Origin of the sequence: Advenella incenata, from assembly GCF_004217095.1 — a bacterium.
Taxonomy (GTDB): domain Bacteria; phylum Pseudomonadota; class Gammaproteobacteria; order Burkholderiales; family Burkholderiaceae_B; genus Advenella; species Advenella incenata.
Genome location: NZ_SHKO01000001.1, coordinates 283,198 through 301,702 on the forward strand (window position 1 = coordinate 283,198; position 18,505 = coordinate 301,702).

The 18,505-nt window shown below is 56.1% G+C and carries 17 protein-coding genes; 9 read left to right on the forward strand and 8 right to left on the reverse strand.

Annotated elements, in window-relative coordinates; all coding sequences use genetic code 11:
* Positions 1–3: 3 nt before the first annotated feature.
* Both EV681_RS01290 and EV681_RS01295 read left to right on the forward strand, forming a co-directional pair.
* Complete coding sequence (locus EV681_RS01290; RefSeq protein ID WP_242612103.1) at positions 4–1,134, forward strand: siderophore-interacting protein; 1,131 nt, start codon at positions 4–6, stop codon at positions 1,132–1,134.
* Complete coding sequence (locus EV681_RS01295) at positions 1,131–2,537, forward strand: MFS transporter (RefSeq protein ID WP_130303137.1); 1,407 nt, start codon at positions 1,131–1,133, stop codon at positions 2,535–2,537. Before EV681_RS01290 ends, EV681_RS01295 begins: the two co-directional genes overlap by 4 nt.
* Before the next feature lie 53 nt (positions 2,538–2,590).
* Here the strand turns inward: EV681_RS01295 and EV681_RS01300 are convergent, their stop codons facing one another.
* The gene (locus EV681_RS01300) at positions 2,591–3,208 is read right to left on the reverse strand and encodes a TetR/AcrR family transcriptional regulator (protein ID WP_128393564.1); all 618 of its coding nucleotides are present in this window, start codon (positions 3,206–3,208) and stop codon (positions 2,591–2,593) included.
* Between the two features lie 324 nt (positions 3,209–3,532).
* On the opposite strand from EV681_RS01300, the gene EV681_RS01305 reads away from it, so the two are divergent.
* Positions 3,533–4,780 carry an MFS transporter gene (locus EV681_RS01305; RefSeq protein ID WP_130303138.1) on the forward strand — a complete coding sequence of 416 codons (1,248 nt, stop codon included), beginning with the start codon at positions 3,533–3,535 and terminating at the stop codon, positions 4,778–4,780.
* Between the two features lie 22 nt (positions 4,781–4,802).
* Here EV681_RS01305 and EV681_RS01310 read toward each other — a convergent pair whose 3' ends face one another.
* From EV681_RS01310 to EV681_RS01340, 7 genes are all read right to left on the reverse strand, one after another.
* Positions 4,803–5,378 carry a hypothetical protein gene (locus EV681_RS01310; protein ID WP_128393566.1) on the reverse strand — a complete coding sequence of 192 codons (576 nt, stop codon included), beginning with the start codon at positions 5,376–5,378 and terminating at the stop codon, positions 4,803–4,805.
* Between the two features lie 18 nt (positions 5,379–5,396).
* Complete coding sequence (locus EV681_RS01315) at positions 5,397–6,170, reverse strand: DUF899 domain-containing protein (RefSeq protein WP_130303139.1); 774 nt, start codon at positions 6,168–6,170, stop codon at positions 5,397–5,399.
* A 47-nt stretch (positions 6,171–6,217) separates the two neighbouring features.
* Entirely contained in the window at positions 6,218–6,883 is a 666-nt protein-coding gene (locus EV681_RS01320) for a Vgb family protein (RefSeq protein ID WP_130303140.1), read from the reverse strand.
* Positions 6,884–6,929: 46 nt separating this feature from the next.
* The gene (locus tag EV681_RS01325; protein ID WP_130303141.1) at positions 6,930–8,150 is read right to left on the reverse strand and encodes a helix-turn-helix domain-containing protein; all 1,221 of its coding nucleotides are present in this window, start codon (positions 8,148–8,150) and stop codon (positions 6,930–6,932) included.
* A gap of 122 nt (positions 8,151–8,272) precedes the next feature.
* Positions 8,273–9,550 carry a TRAP transporter large permease gene (locus tag EV681_RS01330; protein WP_130303142.1) on the reverse strand — a complete coding sequence of 426 codons (1,278 nt, stop codon included), beginning with the start codon at positions 9,548–9,550 and terminating at the stop codon, positions 8,273–8,275.
* Complete coding sequence (locus EV681_RS01335) at positions 9,547–10,095, reverse strand: TRAP transporter small permease (protein WP_130303143.1); 549 nt, start codon at positions 10,093–10,095, stop codon at positions 9,547–9,549. The genes EV681_RS01330 and EV681_RS01335 overlap by 4 nt, the downstream gene beginning before the upstream one ends.
* A 114-nt stretch (positions 10,096–10,209) precedes the next feature.
* The gene (locus tag EV681_RS01340; RefSeq protein ID WP_130303144.1) at positions 10,210–11,214 is read right to left on the reverse strand and encodes a TRAP transporter substrate-binding protein; all 1,005 of its coding nucleotides are present in this window, start codon (positions 11,212–11,214) and stop codon (positions 10,210–10,212) included.
* A gap of 217 nt (positions 11,215–11,431) precedes the next feature.
* Between EV681_RS01340 and EV681_RS01345 the strand changes: the two genes are divergently transcribed.
* The 6 genes from EV681_RS01345 (at position 11,432) to EV681_RS01370 (ending at position 18,501) form a co-directional block, all read left to right on the forward strand.
* Positions 11,432–14,224 (forward strand): xanthine dehydrogenase family protein molybdopterin-binding subunit, encoded by a 2,793-nt coding sequence (locus tag EV681_RS01345; RefSeq protein ID WP_128393573.1) that lies wholly within the window; start codon positions 11,432–11,434, stop codon positions 14,222–14,224.
* Positions 14,221–14,775, forward strand: coding sequence for a (2Fe-2S)-binding protein (locus EV681_RS01350; protein ID WP_128393574.1), 555 nt, complete (start codon positions 14,221–14,223; stop codon positions 14,773–14,775). Before EV681_RS01345 ends, EV681_RS01350 begins: the two co-directional genes overlap by 4 nt.
* Positions 14,768–16,018, forward strand: a complete 1,251-nt coding sequence (locus EV681_RS01355) for a c-type cytochrome (RefSeq protein WP_128393575.1) — start codon at positions 14,768–14,770, stop codon at positions 16,016–16,018. The genes EV681_RS01350 and EV681_RS01355 overlap by 8 nt, the downstream gene beginning before the upstream one ends.
* A gap of 225 nt (positions 16,019–16,243) precedes the next feature.
* The gene (locus EV681_RS01360) at positions 16,244–16,903 is read left to right on the forward strand and encodes a dihydrofolate reductase family protein (RefSeq protein WP_130303145.1); all 660 of its coding nucleotides are present in this window, start codon (positions 16,244–16,246) and stop codon (positions 16,901–16,903) included.
* A 118-nt stretch (positions 16,904–17,021) separates the two neighbouring features.
* Positions 17,022–17,219 (forward strand): hypothetical protein, encoded by a 198-nt coding sequence (locus tag EV681_RS01365; protein WP_128393577.1) that lies wholly within the window; start codon positions 17,022–17,024, stop codon positions 17,217–17,219.
* 145 nt (positions 17,220–17,364) lie between these two features.
* Positions 17,365–18,501 carry an ABC transporter substrate-binding protein gene (locus EV681_RS01370; RefSeq protein WP_130303146.1) on the forward strand — a complete coding sequence of 379 codons (1,137 nt, stop codon included), beginning with the start codon at positions 17,365–17,367 and terminating at the stop codon, positions 18,499–18,501.
* Positions 18,502–18,505: the final 4 nt, after the last annotated feature.

Sequence of the window (18,505 nt, forward strand, 5' to 3'; positions counted from 1 at the left end):
TTCATGATGACCGCTTTTCAGACGAGCACGACCGTCCCTCTGCGTGACGCAGAAAACGTGCTTACGCAGGTGCTTGAGCATCTGCGTGAACACGAACTTTTTGCGGTCCGCCAGGAAAATACCTGGCAAGTGGACTATGCCGATGCAAAGATAACCTTCACTGTACAGGCAGACGGCCTGCATGCTCATGTTGCAGCGCCCACTGCAGCGACGCTGTATGAAGGCCGAATGATGGTTTTTCATCATATTCAGGAGTTCGGAAACTGCAAACCCGAAGCCATCCAATGGCAGGGGGACGAGGTGATGCTTGAACGTCCTCCGGCCTTTCGCCTGATCACGGTCCAGGCCGTGTCCGAGGTTGGCCCGCATATGCGGCGCGTACGATTCGGCGCCGACGATCTGGCCCGCTATGACCGTGAGGACAATATCCATTGCAAGCTTATTTTTCCGCAACCGGGTGTGGCCGAACCGCAATGGCCTACACTGGCCGCCAATGGCATGCCGCAATTTCCCAAGGGTGACATGCGCCTGGACATACGTACATACACCATCCGCCGCATCAGCGCACCGCAGGGTTGGTTTGACGTGGATTTTGTACTGCACGAGGACGCCGGACCGGGGTCGCGTTGGGCGGCACAGGCTGCTGCGGGTCAGCAAATTGGTCTTTCAGGTCCCGGCGGGCGCACCGCCAGTGTTGCCGGCTGGATGTTGCTGGCCGGTGATGAGACCGCCTTGCCGGCCATTGCGCGCATCGGTGAGGCGCTACCGGCCGATACGACAGGTGTTGTGATGATCGAAGTGCAGACGCCGGCCGACCAGATCCCGCTGGCGATGCCAGCAGGGATGACGGTGCAATGGCTCCATCGGGCAAGCGAGCCGGCCGGTACAACAACATTGCTCAGTGATGCCATTCAAGTATGCCCTATTGCCACAGATGCAGACAGGTTCGTGTGGGTGGGGGCAGAGTTTTCCACCGCTCAGACAGTACGCGCCTGGCTACGTGATACCGTTGGCCTGGGAAGCAAGGAACAACTGGTTGTTGCATATTGGCGTCGCGGTCTGGACGAGACACAGATGAAAAGTGCGCCGGCAAGGCAGACTGCCGAGCCACAAGGGACTCAGGCGGGCGCATGAACGAGTCCGCTGAAGACGGCTCGTCGCCTTCGCCGGCCCGGGGCCGTGAATCTGCCTCGCGCAAGCGGCGGCAATGGTCCCGCATGACGCTGGATATTGACCCGCTGCTGCACTCGTCTGCGTTCCGTAGTCTGTATCTTGCCCGCTCAGTTTCTTTACTGTCGATCGCAATTCTGGCCGTCGCCGTTGCCTGGCAGGTGTATGCCATAAGCGGTTCGTCGTTGCACGTGGCCGGCGTCAGCATTGGCCTGGCTGCGGGATCGCTGGTTGGTCTGGTTTGGGGCGGGGCCCTGGCAGATCGGGCCGATCGCCGGCGCACCATGATTTGGGGGCGCAGCGGTTATGTGGCGGTGGTCGTGCTACTGTGCGCGAACAGTCTGCGGGCAGAGCCGGGGCTGACAGAAATCTACCTGGCAACGCTGCTGAGCGGGCTGACCAGTGGCATCAGCGCACCGGCGTTGATGGCCGCCTTGCCGCGCCTGGTGCCACCGCATCAGCTGGCGGCGGCGGGTGCGCTCAATGCGCTGACCATGGAACTGAGCCGTCTGATCGGCCCGCTTATCGCGGGGGCACTACTGGCTCGGGTCGGGCTGGCCGCCTGTTTTATCGTAGTGCTGGTGGGCGCCACACTGGTTCCCATCCTGCTTGCCCGCCTGCCGCGGGACCTGCTGCGGCCAGATGCCCAGGGCGATCGGGCGCAGTCGGCCAAACCGCCGGTTTTTGTGCAATGGCGCGACGGCCTACGCTATGTGCGGCATAACCGAATCATTGCCTGTCTGCTGGGGCTGGACCTGGTCATGATGCTGTTTGCCAGCGTGCATGTGCTGATGCCTCAATTGGCGCGGGAAGTATTGCAAGGCGGACCGCAAATGGTCGGTTATCTGTATGCCGCGCCGGCCTGTGGCGCCTTGCTGGTGGCGCTCACTTCAGGCTGGACGCGCCAGTTGGCCCGCCCTGGGAGGCTGGTGGTGGTGTGCGCGTTGCTGTGGGGAATGGCGATTGCATTCACCGGCGTGGCGGCGGGTGGTCTGACGCACGGGCTGCCGTGGGGCGTCTGGCCCATATTGGTGTTTCTTGCCATGGCCGGTATGGCCGATACAGCGTCTGATATTGTTCGAGGCGCATTGTTGCAGATACATACGCCGGATGCCCTGCGCGGTCGTGTTTCCGGCTTGTGGCTTTTGCAGGGCTACCTGGGGCCCGCCCTGGGCGGCTTGCAGGCTGGCGCTCTGGCCAGTTTGTGGTCACCGGGCCGCGCGTTGGTGATTGGCGGTTCGGCCTGTGCACTGGCAGTTGGCTTATTTTCCAGCGTACCCAACATTGGCTTGCGTCGATCGTTATGGCAAGCGGATATCAAAACCGGAACCGAACTCGAACCCAGTGAACCGGGTCAAGCGTCATAGCCAGTTGTGTCTTGAGTCAAGCCCGGTCAGGACGTGACGGGATAGATTGTGTGCTAGGTCGCCAGCGGTTTTTCCGGGTCGGGCAGGCCGGTGCTGGCAATCACGGCGGATTTGAGCGACTCGATCCACGCCTGATCGTTCACCGATTGTGCAAGAAAGCCCGTTCCGACCATGGCTGCAAATAGCACCAGGATCTCCTGTTCGGACATGGCTGCTTTCCCGTCCGGCGGCACCGATTGCAGGGCTGCTGCACGAAAGTGCCGATATAACGCTTCTGTGTGCGAACCGTACAGGCCGACCGTCTCGGCGCCCGTCGCCTCATGGCTGACATGCGGTGCAAAGGCAAGAATGGGGCAGGTCTGGCCGGCCTGTTTTTTCCTGAAATATTGCTGGATCAGCACCTGCAAGCCGCCATGTTCCGCTTCCCGGTTGCTCTCGCATGTTTGCTTCCATCTTTCGGAAGATTGCGCGAACACGCTGGACAGCACTTCATTGACCAGTGCCTCTTTTGAGGTGAAGTGCCGGTAGAAGCCGCCGGCGGTCAGGCCGACCGCGGTCATGACATCTGCAATGGATACATTGTCCACGCCGCGCTCACGAAACAGCCTGCTGGCTGACTTGAGAATGTCGGCGCGATTTTGTTCGGCTTGTTGCCTGGAAGACCGGCCCATAACAGTTCCTCTTAAATACAAATGAAATGACGCGGCATGATCGAGCCGCCACCCGCCACTTACGCCGCCACTATGCAAAGCGCTCGGGTCACGCGCCTGGCTGGCTCTGGCGTGGTATTGCTCAATACGCGTTACCTGGCAATATTGTAATAGATTACAGGGAGCCGCTATTTATTATCCCGCAAGCGTGGCCTACTGTGCCGCAAAACATACAAAAAAGTCATCAAACAGGGTGAGGTCTGCTGATATGATGATATTCATTGAATCCAATAATAGATTTTGTATATAATCTATTTTACTGAAAACTCTGGCAACAGGCTCATTATGGCTTCGGCTCCCGCGCAAACCCGACCGCTTTCTGCTTGGCAAATTCTGATCTGCGGGGGCATGATCGTCACCTTTTCCATGGGCGTGCGGCACGGCTTCGGTCTTTGGATGCAGCCTGTCATCCAGGCCAACGACTGGGGGCGCGAGACTTTTTCATTTGCCATTGCCATTCAGAATCTGGTTTGGGGGATCACGGGTGTGTTTGCCGGCATGCTGGCGGATCGCTTCGGGGCATTTAAAGTCATTATTGCAGGTGCAATTTTGTATGCGCTGGGGTTGCTGGGGATGGCCTACACCACCTCACCACTTACGTTTACGCTCACCACAGGCGTTCTGCTTGGAATGGCCCAGGCCGGCACCACCTATGCGGTTATCTTCGGGGTCATCGGACGCAATATTCCGGTCAGTCGCCGTTCATGGGCCATGGGTGTGGCAGCCGCAGCAGGTTCCTTCGGGCAGTTCCTGATGTTGCCCACAGAGAACATACTTATCAATTCCTTCGGCTGGCAACAAGCACTGGTGGTTCTAAGCTGTGCGGTGCTGATAATTGTGCCGCTGGCTTTCGGGCTGCGCGAGAAGAACATGGACGTTGCCGTCGCGGGGCAGTCGCCGGCATCTGCCTTGGCCAGCCAGCAGGGCATTATCTCGGCCATCCGTGAAGCATTTGCCTATCCCAGTTTCCGCCTGCTGGTGCTGGGGTATTTCGTTTGTGGTTTTCAGGTGGTCTTCATTGGCGTTCACATGCCCAGCTACCTGAAAGATGAAGGGCTGAGTGCCGAAGTCGCCAGCTATGCACTGGCGCTGATCGGCCTGTTCAATGTGTTCGGCACGTATCTGGTTGGCTCGCTTGGTCAGGTGTGGCCCAAACGTTACTTGCTGGCCTTCATCTACTCGGCGCGCGGGGTGGCCATCATCCTGTTTCTGGCTGTGCCCATTTCAGCGACCAGCGTTTATATTTTCTCTGCCGTCATGGGGTTCCTGTGGCTGTCAACGGTACCCGCCACCAATGCTATCGTCGCCCAGATCTTTGGCGTTCGACACTTTTCCATGCTGGGCGGCTTTGTCTTTTTCAGCCACCAGATAGGCTCATTTCTTGGGGTCTGGCTGGGCGGAAAGCTGTATGACATCTATGGCAGTTATGATGTGGTCTGGTATCTTGCTATTGCTCTTAGCGTGTTCGCTACGCTGATGAACCTGCCAATTAACGAAAACGCAATCGATCGCAAACGCCCGGCGATGGCATAATGGGCTGAAGACGGCTACGTCGCTATGGCGCGGGCCGGCAGTGCCGGTATTTGCGCCACAAGGTCGCGGTCGCATGCAGGCCTTTGCGACCATGAACTGCCATGACACCTGTGGTAACAAGCATCGCCATCATATGTGCGCCCGCAGCAGCGAATGCGAGCAGGATAGAGCCGCTGGCAGTGATTTTGCCAGCAGGTGATCCTGTCATGCATAGCGGAATAAAGGCCGGCACCAGCATCAAACCCGTACCATGCACGGTTGACACAACCAGTGACCAGAGCGTCAGCCCTGCGTGGCTTACCGGTGTCGCCAGCGATGGCAACGCTATTTTGCCAATGCAATGAATGCCACCGGCAACAAGCAGCAGGCCGACCACAATCGCCAACAGAACGGGACTCATGGGCAGCCCGTAAACTACCGTGGTCGCCACCAATCCCAGCGAGGCCATATGGCCAATTGCAATGGGAATTAAGGCACGTATTGCCTGCTTCTTGTCATGGCAAGCCAGCGCTGCGGCAAAGAGCCAGCCGGAGGCCGGATTCAACCCATGCAGCGCGCCCGCCCCGGCAACCGTCAGCCATGGCCAAAGGTCTTGCATATCCGCCTCCGGTCTGATTCATTTGGCTGTGTGACAGCATGACGCCGCGCCCGCATCAGATACGTCGTAGCGGTCATGGTGGCGAACCCATTCCATTTTGTTGGGCACATCACGCTCGTTTCTGCCGATGGGCGTCAGATCGATCATGTTGTAGGCACCCATCATCACTTCCACGCCCCGACTGTAAGTGGAATAGGTATGAAAAATATTATTATCGTCATCTTTATAAAAGACGCTGATGCCGGGGGCCTCTACATCGGGGAAATACTGGTCGCAGTAGTTGTAGTGCACTTTACCCGTGGCGTGTTGTTCTGGCAGGAAACTGACACCGTAATCGTAGTTAAATTCACTCTCGTTGGACGAGACCCAGTTAAACTGCCATCCCATTCGCTGGCGGAAGCGTTCAATCGTCGCTATCGGCGCGCGTGAAATGGCCACGAATGCAATATCGCGTTGTGCCAGATGTACTGTCATGCCGTCGGTGTGATCGGCCATGTAGGAACAACTTTTACATCCCTGTTCCCAGTCTGGCGCGAACATGAAATGCTGTACGATTAATTGACGGTGTTTGCCAAACAGCGCTGACAATGTTCTTGGACCTTCGGGCGTATCGAAAAGGTAATTCTTATCGACCCGTTCCCATGGCAAGGCGCGGCGATCACTTGCAATACGGTCACGCAAGTGAGTTAGCTCCCGCTCACGCGCCAGCAATTGCTGGCGGGCGGCTATCCATTCATCGTGAGTGACCACTGCATGGCGATCGGCTGTTGTTTCTGTATAAGACATATTCATTACGTTCTCCCTGACTCGTCGAGTCATTCTGGCTAATGCAATTGCAATTATTTCGGACGTCGTACGGCGCGCACTTTTCCGCTGGCGCCGCCTCCGCAGTAGAAAAGATCGGCGCCGTCAGACTCGAGTCCGCTGACGCCGGTGCCTGCCGGCATGACCAGTTTCTCCAGCACAGCGCCACTGTCGGGATCGATCCGGCGTATGTCGCTTTCATCTGCCTCCCATGTACCGTGCCAGAGCTCGCTGTCGACCCAGGTCACGCCGGTGACGAAGCGATCGGACTTGATGCTGCGGATGACGTCGCCGGTCTCAGGGTTGATCTGAACGATCGTGCGATTGCGATATTGACCCACCCACAGGCTGCCTTCGGCCCAGGCCAGGCCAGAGTCATTGCCGTGGCCAGGCGCCGGAATGGTCGCCAGCACGCTGCCGTCGGCTGGATCGATTTTGTTGATTTGCTCACCGGTAATCTGATACAGATAGGTACCGTCAAATGCCGTGCCTGCATCGCAGGTGCACGCCAGTTTGCGTGTGATCTGATGCTGTGCAGGATCGAACTCAAGCAGGCTGGATCCGGTGGCGGCCCAGACGTGGTGTCCGTCAAAGGTCACGCCGTGAATGGTATCTGCATCAGGAAAGGGTCCATACTCCTGCACGATTTGTGCAAGGCTGGAGGTTGCCGCGGCAATGCCTGTGTTTGCTGATTGCTTCATGTCTGTCTCCCGTTGTCGTACCGCAAAGTGGTACGTTAAGGACATTCTATTTCAACGCCAGGACAGAGGGGAGTAACAATATTGTCGTGAAACCTGCCAGAGACGAAGATACCCAGCGCTGTACACGGGATTTTCCCACTGCATGGACCAGGCTGCTGGCTTGAAGGTCGGCCAGTGCCCGCTGTACTGTGCGCTGACTGGCGCCCAATGCTAGCGCCAGGGCCGAGGTTGACCAGGGCGCACCGTCGGCAAGCAGCGCCAACAATGCCGCTGCATCACTGTCAATGGGCGGAGCCAGCACCACTGTGCTTCGATTGTCCAGCGGCACAAGCGCATACCCATTGCGGGTTGCCTCGATCTGCGCCAGCGGGCTGATCAGCTTGCGCAGGCGTCCCATTTCCACACGCAATCGTGCGCGATGTGATTCATCGGGATCGTGAAGCCGAAAGACCGATGCGATCAGCGACTGCCGCGAAACGTCACCGGGCCAGGCACTGGCCAGCGCACGGATCAGTGCAAACAGAATGGGCCGCCTGGACAGCGGTAGCCATGTGCCGTCAATACTGATGCCACGACGACAGCCATCGACCACCAGTGCTGTCGATGAGAACAGGTCGGCAACCTCTGCTAGCGTCAATGCCTTATCGTCATGGGTCGTGAGCAGGCGCGCGGCCGGACGAAGAAGTATTTTTTGCATTGCTGTCACTTCGGCCTGAAGTGCAGGGATATTTGCCTGGTCGGCCGCTGCCTGTGCCCGTTGCAACGCGGCATGCGCGCGTTCCATATGCAATGAGCGCAGTGCAAGCTCGGCCCGAACCAGTTCGGCTACGGCTGCCAGAGAGGCTGGTACGCCGTTTGTATCAATATTGCAAACGGTTGCCGATGCGTCCTGGAGGCGACCGAGCAAAAGAAAGCGACGCGCCATGATAAGCCTGGCCTGCAGGGCATTGGCATGGTCTTTGCGCGCCTGCAGAGTTGCCAGCGCGGCGGCAAGCGCATGCAGCGGCCTATCGAGCTGGCGCATGGCCAGGGCCACTTCAGCACTGGCAACAACGCAGCGCGCTCTTTGCAGCGGCTCATGAGCGCCGAATTTGCGGGCCGCCTGCTCAAGCAGTTCGCGGGCTCGCATGTAGTCGCCCAGGCGTGCCATGGCAACGCCACGCAAGGCGAGCGCGGGCGGATCATCGCGCAGCGCAACCAGCTTCAGGGCGTTGAGCACATCGCCGGCAGCAAGCATACGAGCGCAAGCGGCAGTCAGAGAGTCCATGCCGATAGCATACACTTTTCAATTGACATAGTGATAACGACAGTAAAAAAAAGACAGGCGGCATGCCTGTCTTTTTGACGAAAAACGGCAGATCAGTATTTCGTTATCCCATCAATATCTCTCTATCCCAATAGCTGTGGCAGCCACAAGGAGATGGCGGGAAAATAGGTGATGACAACCAGAAACGCCAACAACAGGATCAACCATGGCGAGGCGGCTCGTACGACCTGCCCGATAGACATCTTGGTGATTCCTGCGGTAACGAAAAGGTTCAGCCCTATTGGAGGCGTAACCATTCCAATTTCCAGATTGACAACCATGATGATGCCCAGGTGAACCGGATCGATGCCAAGTTGCATGGCAATCGGGAACAGGATTGGCGCGAGAATCAGAATAATGCCGGTAGGTTCCATGAACATGCCGGCAATCAGTAGCAGAATATTGACGACAATCAGAAATTGCCATGCTTGCATGTCCCACGCAATGATCTGTTCTGCGATCATCTGTGGAATACGTTCTGTAGTCAGCACATGAGCAAACAGGAGCGCGTTCACAATAATGAACATCAGCATGATTGTGACTTTGGCAGCATCAATAAGCACGTCGGGGACTTGGCGAAAACCGATGTCGCGATAAACAAAGACGGCCACCAGGAATGCATAGACCGCGGCCACTGCGGCCGCCTCTGTCGGCGTGAAGACACCACCGTAAATGCCGCCAAGGATGATAAAGATAAGCGCCAGGCCCCAGATGGAATCACGGGCCGCCGCCATCACTTCCGTGGCGCTGGCGCGCGGCTGTCTGGGGTAGTTCTTGATCCTGGCTACAATATAAATGGCGATCATGAGCAAGATGCCAAGCGAAATGCCTGGTACTACACCTGCCATAAAAAGCGCACCTACCGAGGTTTCGGTTGCTGCACCGTAGACCACCATGACAATCGAAGGCGGAATCAGAATGCCCAGCGTACCGGCGTTACACACCACGCCTGCTGCGAAGGGCTGAGGATACCCAGAGCGAACCATACCGGCAATTACAATGGAGCCCACTGCAACCACGGTTGCTGGGGACGAGCCGGAGACCGCCGCAAAAAGGCAGCAGGCCATGACAGATGCAATAGCCAGCCCACCATGGAAATGTCCGACAGTAGCGACCGCAAAGCGGATCATGCGTTTGGCCACGCCGCCGGTTGTCATGAAGGCCCCTGCCAATACGAAGAACGGGATAGCCATGAGCGTAAAGTGCTCTGACGTCTCGTACATTTTCAGAGACAATGAGGCCAGGGAATCTGTGCCGAAGAACAGGATGGTCAGCAACGAGGATAGGCCCAATGCAACCGCAACCGGTGTGCCCATGAACATGAACACGAACAGCATAATGAATAGGGCGACGGTAGTCATTTGGCCTCCTGATTGATCACAGATGTGTCATCACTGGCATGTTTCAGCGCTTCCTCGGCTTCATCGCCAAGCAGCTGGGCGCGACGACCCCGCAGCATATCGAGCAGGATTTGGGCAAAACGTATGAATAAAAGAGCAAAGCCCACTGGCAATACCAACCGCGGAATCCATTGGGGAACGGGCATATCCTGGGCAAGAATGCCGATGGTGTACATTTTATCGACGTAGATCCAGGCGCCGTAGAACACGATAGCGGTATAGATCAGGCATAGTGCGCAGGCGGCGATGCCGGTGATGCGGGCGGCCTTTTTGGGCAGGGCCTTGATCAGCGCATCGACCCCAATATGCGCCTTGACGCGCACACCGTAGGACAGGCCAAGAAAGATCAAGCCGCCGAAGATGAACATGGCCAGCTCAAGCGCCCAGGTAAAACTGTAGTTGAAGACATAGCGCGCTATGACCTGAGCGAAGGTGATCAGCGTCATGGCGGCCAGCAGAAAGGCGATCAGGCCTTCCTCAAGCCGATGAAACCAGTGAGCGTTCATTTGTGATACTCCTTTTTGAACCCGCAAAAAGCCTGTCGGTCAGACGATTATCCATGCAACCGCCGCCAGCCATATGTCGGGCGGGCAAGCGGTCTGTGCAAATGAAAATACAATTTACTTATTGGCTTGCTGCGCCGCCTTGATCAGGTCGGCACCAATATCGGCTTCAAACTTTTTCCACACTGGGGCCATAGCCGTGCGCCATGCCTGCACGTCCTCCTTGGACAAGGAAACTACCTTGGCTTTTTTGGCATCGACGATCCGTTGTTTATCCTCTTCGTTCAGTTTGGCAGCCTCCTGGTTGGCAAAAGTCGTTGCTTCGGTCATGGCTTTTTCAAGTCCGGCACGAATATCTTCGGGCAGGCCATCCCACCACTGCGCGTTGGTGACGACCATATAGTCGATCACGCCGTGGTTGGTCTCGGCAATGGTTTTCTGCACTTCATGAAACTTCTGCGAATAGATGTTGGACCAGGTGTTTTCCTGGCCGTCAACCACGCCGGTCTGTAGTGCCTGATAAACCTCGCTGAAAGAAAGTTTCTGAGGGTTGGCGCCCAGCGCCCGGAACTGCGCTTCAAGCACATCGGATGCCTGGATCCGGAACTTTAAGCCCTTGACGTCGTCGGGACGTTGCAGTTGTGCCTTATTGGTGGACAGCTCTTTCATGCCGTTATGCCAGTATGCAAGACCTTTGAGCCCGCGATCCTTCATGGAGTTCAACAGTTCCTTGCCTTTGTCGCTCTGCTGGAAGCGATCGACGGCAGCCATATCGTTGAACAGGAATGGCAGATCAAATAGCTGGACCTTTTTGGTGTAACGGTCAAATTTTGACAGTGACGGAGCGATCAGCTGGACATCGCCCAGCAGCAGCGCTTCCAGTTCCTTGCCATCGCCAAACAATTGCGAATTGGGAAAGACCTGGACCTGAACTTTACCTGGCAGCAGTTTTTCCGCCACTTCCTTGAACTTCTGGGCACCTTGTCCCTTTGGCGTGTTGGCGGCTACGACGTGACTGAACTTGATGACAATGGGTTTGTCGGCGGCCAGCGTGCTGGCTGAAAAGGCCAGTGCAACGCTCATGCCGAGCGCATTGATAATGCGCATAGGAGCGAATTTCATAGGTGTTGTCTCCGTAATTATGAATATTGTGATAACGTAGCTCCCAGAGCAGCTCCACTGAGAACGGGACCAATATACTACATACAGTCGGTCGGATAGAATCGATAAAAACACTTACGGGTTTGCCATCATCTGCTGTGTAATGGCAAAAACTGCGGGTCGCAGCAACATTTCTACGGGTTAAATAGCACGCTTCAATCATTGAAAAGGCAAATCCATGAGTCAGCTTAATCAGTCAAGACGACTTTTCCTTAAGAAAACCGTGGTTGCAGGTATTACCGTATATCTGGCCCCGCTCAACAGCAATGCATACAATGCGCTGTTCGAAGAAAAAATCCTGGCAGCCCCCATCTGGGATTCGAAAACAAAAAGAATTCGTCACCGGATCGATGCCCAGTCCAAGGCGCTGGGAAAAAAGGTGTTTGGCTACGATATTCGCGCCGCAGATATGCCGCATTGGCCGCAAAAACAGGCACATGCATTCATTCTGCGCACCACCCTGGCCGACCGTATTTTTGAGGGGATTGACCTGTCCCGTCTTGGGGACGAGTTAAAGCCCGATCGCCTTGTGACCGCCGAGGACCTGGCCCGCGACGGCCTTGCGTTTCCTGAGTTTTACGGCGACGACATGTTGCTGCCGATTGGCAAGACGCCTGCCTATTTGGGACAGGCTGTGGCGGTGCTGATCTATCACGACTTTGCCCGATTCCGCTTTGCCAAAAACGCCATTCAATTTCATCCGGATGCGATTCGCTATGGCCAGCAGACCGGGCCGCTGGAACGCGACCCGTGGGGCACGTTCCGGTTTGTCCGTGTCGGCGGCCCTTCGCCCTATGATGAAGATACCTTTTCCAGCCTGAAGGACATGCCCATTTTCCCGGCCGGCCTGCGCAAACGATTGCCGGTCTGGCCCGAAGGAAAAGAAGGCGGCAAGCTGGACGAAGAGGGGATGTATCATGCGCAGCAGATGGACAGTGAAATAAAAAATCCATCGGACAAGATTGAAGTCTTGTCGGCAGATTATTTCTCGCAATCGATTGATACTGCGGCAATGGAGGCCGATAACACCAACGGCTGGTTTGACCAGGCCAGCCAGACCCTGCACATGGTTATCCCGACGCAGTCGCCGCCGGAGCTGGCCGAAGAAATCCCCAAGATGCTGGCCAAAATGAATACGCCGATCAGGCGATTGGTCCTGCATCCCTGTTATACCGTGGGATATGGTTCAAAGGATCACAGCAGCTTTCCGTTTGTCGGCACTATGGTGGCTATATACGGTGATGGTCATCCGGTGCGCCTGGCCAATGACCGGTACGAACAGTTTCAGACGTCGATCAAACGCCACGCATTCGATATTTCATATTCGATGACGGTAAACAAGGATACCGGGAAAATTGATGTTTTCCGCGGGTATATGACCGGCAACGGCGGAGGACGACGCAATTTCACGCCGTCTGTCGTAATGGTGGCGGCAACCGCGGCCCAATCCATTTACTACATTCCCAAAAGCGACTTTGCTGCTGTGGGTGTGGCCACGCGCGCCATTGACGCCGGTTCTGCCCGGGGCTACGGGACCTTGCAGAGCATGGCAGCAACCGAAATGATGATGGATGAAATGGCGGCCAGGCTCAATCTGGACCCCATCGATTTTCGCAAACGCAATGTGCTCAAGTCCGGCATGAAGAACACGCAGGGCGCGATCCCGGCGGGCGCTGTCCGTGCCGATGAGATTCTGGACCTGGCGGCTAAGCACGACATCTGGACGGCACGAAACAAACGCAAGGCCGAATTTGAGACAAAGCATCCAGGCAAACGCTATGGCGTTGGCTTTGCCTGTGTGCAGAAAGACTTCGGCACGGGCGCCGAGACATCATTTGCGCGGGTGGAATTCTCGGCCGATGGCAAGCTGGTACTCCATCACAGCGGTGCGGAAATGGGCACCGGCATGACCACCTCGCAGGCCGTGGTCTGTGCCCAATGGATGGGCAAGCCGGCCGATGAATCCCACTTCTCGGCCACCAACTGGGACATGCTGCCCATGGTCGCAACGGCAGATCCTTATATGATGCCGCAGGCGGACCAGGACAAACTATCTGCCGATCCCTTCTGGACGCCGTCGTACTGTTCTCCGTCCAGTGCCAGCAATTCGGCATTCTATTTCTCGCATACCACCAGGGAAGCGTCGCGACTGCTTTTTGAGCAGAGCCTGTGGCCTGCTGCACTGGCCATCTGGAAGTCCGGCATAGGGGGCGGCCAGGCCGCCCCGCTGGTCGTTCGCAGAGAAGATGCGCGCTGGGTCCCCGGCGGGCTTACTGCTGCAGGCATGCAAATCCTGCCCTTTGCCACGTTGGCAAAAAAGGCGCATGAGATGGGACTGGTCACCGGGGTGGTGGTGCACAGTTTCAACCGCTGGCAGTGGGCTGAAGCTGACTTTACGGTCAATGCCAACCAGTTGCGACTGCCTGTTGACGGGCTGGCGCTACGCACGGGCAGCGAGAGTGCTTACCAGGCGATTGCCCGCGACCGTGTCTACTATCCTCCGATGCAGCGCAACAATGCGGCAGTGACCTACTACAGTGCCGTTGGCACGCTGGTGGAGCTGTCTGTCGATACGGGGACGGGCAAGGTAGAAATTCTTAATCATCATTCTTTTATGGAATGCGGCAATCTGATCGTGCCCGAGTTGGTGTCCGGCCAATTGCAGGGCGGCATCGCCATGGGTATTGGGCACGCGCTGCACGAATACCTTCCCTTGTATGAGGACGGACCTGGCGACGGAACCTGGAATTTCAATCGCTATCAGGTGCCACGGGCGAGCGATGTCGCCGTGTGGCAGCAAACAGGGGATATTCTTCCTCCCTTGTCCGAGACCGATCCGCCCAAGGGTATGGCCGAAGTGGTGATGATTCCCGTGGTTGCGGCGGTCATCAATGCGATTGCGCATGCCAGCGGACATTATTTTCGCCATCTGCCGGTCCGCGCTGACAACATCAAAGGGGTCTTCCAATGAAAATCACCACCAGACCAATTACGCTGACCATCAACGGCAAGAAACAGGGTCCGCTTGATATTGCCGAAGGCATGATGATGATCGACTTCCTGCATGAGTACGTTAACTTGACCGGCTCACGCCTTGGGTGTGGTCAGGGTGTTTGTCATGCCTGTGTTGTTATTGAAGATCAGCCAGACGGCAGCAGCCAGGAGACGCGAACCTGTATCACCGGCGCCCATTATTTCGATGGCAAGGCGATCCGTACCGTGGAAGGGCATGCTGTACTCAATGACAAGGGCGAAGAAGTTCCGTCGCCCGTGCAACAGGCCTTCATGGATCACTACAGCTTCCAGTGCGGTTACTGCACGCCAGGGTTTGTGAACGCCGCGACGGTATTCATTGAAGGGCTCAAGCGCAATCCCATTGCCAGGGATGAGCTGGAAAACGCGATCCTCAAGGCAATGAATAATCACATTTGTCGTTGCACGGGCTATGTCCGCTACTATGAAGCGGTGCGTGACCTGGTCCTTAAGACGCCAGGCCTGATCAGGGAGAAAAATAATGGCTAAACGACGCTATCTTCCGGCCCTTTTCCTGATCGCAATTGTGTTGCTGATTATTGTCGCCATCTTGTGGTGGCGTGAAAATCGCAGTAATGATAATCCCGTGCAGAAGGTTTCGGCTACGGATGAACAGATAGAGCGCGGACGCTATGCCGCCAGGGCGGCAGACTGCGCCGCCTGTCATACCGTGGAAGGCGGTGGTCTGTTTGCCGGCGGCTTTCCTATGGAAACACCCTTTGGAACCGTGCATGGCAGCAACATCACGCCCTCGGCCGATCACGGCATTGGTCGCTGGAGCCGGGAAGACTTTTATCGTGCAGTCAGAGAAGGCATCACGCCTGGCGGAAGACATTTGTATCCTGCGATGCCGTACAACTCTTATTACATGATGAGCGATCAGGACCTGGATGATATCTATGCCTATCTGATGACCAGACCGGCTATTGATGTGCCAACGCCCAAGAATGATCTGCCATTCCCATTCAATCAGCGCTTTCTGATGATCGGCTGGAACCTGCTGTTTCAGAACACGGATCCGCTGCCGGCAGTCTCTTCAGGCGACTCCGAATTATGGGTGCGAGGGCGGTATTTGACAGATGTGATGGGGCATTGCGCCGAATGCCATACGCCACGTGGCATGTTTGGCCAGATGGATCTGGCCCAATCACTCAAGGGCGGCACCCTTGGGCGCTTCAAGGCCGCAGACATCACGCCGACCGCATTGGCAGAGCGTGGGTGGACACCTGACGACCTGGGTCAATTCCTGGCAACCGGCACGGCCCCGCAAGGCTCTGCCTTCAGTGAAATGCATATGGTGGTCGCCCTTAGCACGCAGTACCTGACAAAAGACGATATGAAGGCCATGACCACGTATCTGATGGGTGATAAACCACCGCCACCCAAAGTGGCGCAATTGACGCCAGGGGGAGACCAGGGAAGAGCGCAGTACCTGAATCTTTGTGCTGGCTGTCACGGCGTTTCTGGCGAAGGCAAACCGAATGTTGCGCCGGCGATGGCAGGCAATGCAACGATCCGTCAGGCTGATGCCACCAACCTGATCGCCTCGATTCTTGATGGTCTGCCCGAGCAGGCGTTTCCGGGCAATGGCAACATGCAAAGTATGCCGGGGTTTGCCCGCAAGTTGAGCGATCAGCAGATGGCCGAGCTGGTCAATTACACCCGTACTGCCTGGGGAGGTTTACCTGGTGATATTACCGCTGCGCAGATTGGCGCTTTGCGCGAGCATTGATGGTCTCGGTAGCGCCGTTGGCACTGGCAGCATCAGGATAAGCGTCGGCCGGGCAACGGGCGGTTCGGAACGTGTCCGGCGGCGCAGCGAGCCAGCAGCCCGCCAGCAGCCCGCCAGCTATCTATCGGTCGGCTGGCAGCGGGTATATACTTTATTATCGTAGGTGGGCATTTGCATTTCAACTGAAATTACTGCGGTTGTTGCTATCTGCAAAGGAGAACGTTGATGAGAAAAGTCATTGTTGGCGCATTTGTGAGTATGGACGGGGTTATGCAGGCACCGGGCGGCCCGCAGGAGGACCCGGTGGGCGGGTTCCGGTATGGCGGCTGGCTGGTGCCTTATTTTGATGAATCACTGGGCGTCAAGGTCGGAGAGATCTTCGCCCGTCCATTTGATTTGCTGCTTGGGCGCAAAACCTATGATATTTTTGCTGCCCACTGGCCATATGTCGGCCCGGAAGAACCATTAGGCGCATTATTCGATCAGATAGAAAAGTACGTTGCCACACGTAATGCAAATTTCAAGCCGGACTGGCAGAACAGCCGGGTGCTGGGTGCTGATGTGGTGGCGGCAGTGCGCAAACTGAAAGAAGAGGAAGGGCCGGATCTGCTTACCCAGGGCTCGACTGATTTTCTGCAAACCCTGCACGCACATGATCTGGTCGATGAAATGTACATCATGATATTTCCACTGGTTCTGGGTAAAGGCAAAAGGCTTTTTGCAGAAGGGGCGGCGCCGGCGGCATTTGAGTTGTTAAGCACGCAGGCATCCGATAGCGGTGTCATTGTCAACCACTATGTGCGCGCTGGCGATATTGAAACGGGTTCGTTCGCTGCCGAGAGCCCCTCGCCAGCCGAACTGGAACGACGCAAACATCTGAGTTGACCATTAACACGATTATTTATACGCGAGCCCCTTGGCGCCATGGTGTGACCAAGAGACACATTTAGTGCATATACGGCGCGAAGGCAGCCTGGTCGCTTTTTAGCGATACGCAGATAAAATGGCTGTACGAATGCGCCGTATCGAACACCGTACTGCTTGCTGGTTGCCCGGCACCGCCTGCGAGTGGACATTGCCATTGCGCCATACGCGCCGAAGGGGAAAAACAGCCCTGGATCTGGGCTACGCTGCGGTGCACAGATATTGCCTGCATGAGCGCCTGAAGCGCTGGTTTGCCGGCCGTTCAATTGCTTATTAACGTTTTCCCTTATTGCATCTGTGATGGCGCTCGTTGTACCTTAATAATTAATTGAGTGTTTAATTATTTAATCATTCAGTCCATTCAAATCGAATCAGGGAATGCGTTTTCGCGCAATCGCCAGCCATCATTGTTGGAGTGTTTTATGAAATATCTCACGTCAGGTATCAGTGGATTAATGCTTGTCAGCTGTGCGGCGGTTGCTGCCGAAGGCGCGGGGCCAGTCAAAATTGGCGTGATCCAGCCCTTGACAGGTTCAGTCGCATACAACGGGCAGGCGTATGTCAAAGGCGCAAAGCTTGCTGTTGCGCAACGCAACGCGCAAGGCGGGATTAATGGTCGACAGGTTCAACTGCAGATAGAAGACGGGCAATGCCAGCCGGCAAACTCGGTTAATGCTGCGGAAAAACTGATTCAGCGCAACAAGGTGCCCGTGCTGGCTGGCGCATTCTGCAGTTCTGCCACAGCCGCTGTGATGTCCGTTACCGAAAAATACAAAATACCGCTGTTATCGGGCGTCTCTTCCAAGGCAGATCTGACCGAGAAAGGCATGAAATATTTTTTCCGCTCGGCAGAGACCGACAGGCTGATGGCAAGGACATTCAGCAAGATACTGGCGCAGGATCTTAAACTTAAGACTGTGGCCTATATCGGCGTCAACGACGATTGGGGGCGCGGCGGTGTGGAGGATTTCGAAAAGGATCTGAATGCCCTGGGCGTCAAATCTGTCATGAAGGAATACTTCGACCATGGAACGACTGATTTTTATACGCTGTTGACCAAACTGCGGGCACTCAAACCTGACGGTGTATTCGTGGCAGCCGAAACGCAGGATGGTTCCATCCTGGTGAAACAACTCAAAGAATTCGGCATTGAAACCAAAGTGTTTGGTGTCGGCTCATGGGCGACCGCTGATTTTATCGGTTTGACCGGAGAGGCATCGGAAGGCATTTATGCTGCGGTGCCTTATGTTTCCAACATGAAGGGCGAGCGCAATGCCGGGTTTGTCGAAAACTACCAGAAAGAGTACAAGCAGCTTCCCGGTAAGTACGATGCGTCAGGCTACAACGCCATGAACATCCTGATGCAGGCAATTGAGCGTGCGGGTTCCGATGAACCGGAAAAAATCCGGAATGCACTATACAAGACGGACTATGCGGCGCCTAACGGACGATTCCAGTTCACCGAAAAAGGCGAGGGCTACGGCTTTGATACCGTCCTGGTGCAAATCCAGGGCGGCAAGACACATGTGGTCACTCAGGCTCGTACCGAGAAGCCGTAATTAT

Coding starts and splice junctions, on each gene's coding strand:
- EV681_RS01290 (WP_242612103.1), top strand. CDS start 4: ATGATGACCGCTTTTCAGACGAGCACGACCGTCCCTCTGCGTGACGCA.
- EV681_RS01295 (WP_130303137.1), top strand. CDS start 1,131: ATGAACGAGTCCGCTGAAGACGGCTCGTCGCCTTCGCCGGCCCGGGGC.
- EV681_RS01300 (WP_128393564.1), bottom strand. CDS start 3,208: ATGGGCCGGTCTTCCAGGCAACAAGCCGAACAAAATCGCGCCGACATT.
- EV681_RS01305 (WP_130303138.1), top strand. CDS start 3,533: ATGGCTTCGGCTCCCGCGCAAACCCGACCGCTTTCTGCTTGGCAAATT.
- EV681_RS01310 (WP_128393566.1), bottom strand. CDS start 5,378: ATGCAAGACCTTTGGCCATGGCTGACGGTTGCCGGGGCGGGCGCGCTG.
- EV681_RS01315 (WP_130303139.1), bottom strand. CDS start 6,170: ATGAATATGTCTTATACAGAAACAACAGCCGATCGCCATGCAGTGGTC.
- EV681_RS01320 (WP_130303140.1), bottom strand. CDS start 6,883: ATGAAGCAATCAGCAAACACAGGCATTGCCGCGGCAACCTCCAGCCTT.
- EV681_RS01325 (WP_130303141.1), bottom strand. CDS start 8,150: ATGGACTCTCTGACTGCCGCTTGCGCTCGTATGCTTGCTGCCGGCGAT.
- EV681_RS01330 (WP_130303142.1), bottom strand. CDS start 9,550: ATGACTACCGTCGCCCTATTCATTATGCTGTTCGTGTTCATGTTCATG.
- EV681_RS01335 (WP_130303143.1), bottom strand. CDS start 10,095: ATGAACGCTCACTGGTTTCATCGGCTTGAGGAAGGCCTGATCGCCTTT.
- EV681_RS01340 (WP_130303144.1), bottom strand. CDS start 11,214: ATGAAATTCGCTCCTATGCGCATTATCAATGCGCTCGGCATGAGCGTT.
- EV681_RS01345 (WP_128393573.1), top strand. CDS start 11,432: ATGAGTCAGCTTAATCAGTCAAGACGACTTTTCCTTAAGAAAACCGTG.
- EV681_RS01350 (WP_128393574.1), top strand. CDS start 14,221: ATGAAAATCACCACCAGACCAATTACGCTGACCATCAACGGCAAGAAA.
- EV681_RS01355 (WP_128393575.1), top strand. CDS start 14,768: ATGGCTAAACGACGCTATCTTCCGGCCCTTTTCCTGATCGCAATTGTG.
- EV681_RS01360 (WP_130303145.1), top strand. CDS start 16,244: ATGAGAAAAGTCATTGTTGGCGCATTTGTGAGTATGGACGGGGTTATG.
- EV681_RS01365 (WP_128393577.1), top strand. CDS start 17,022: ATGGCTGTACGAATGCGCCGTATCGAACACCGTACTGCTTGCTGGTTG.
- EV681_RS01370 (WP_130303146.1), top strand. CDS start 17,365: ATGAAATATCTCACGTCAGGTATCAGTGGATTAATGCTTGTCAGCTGT.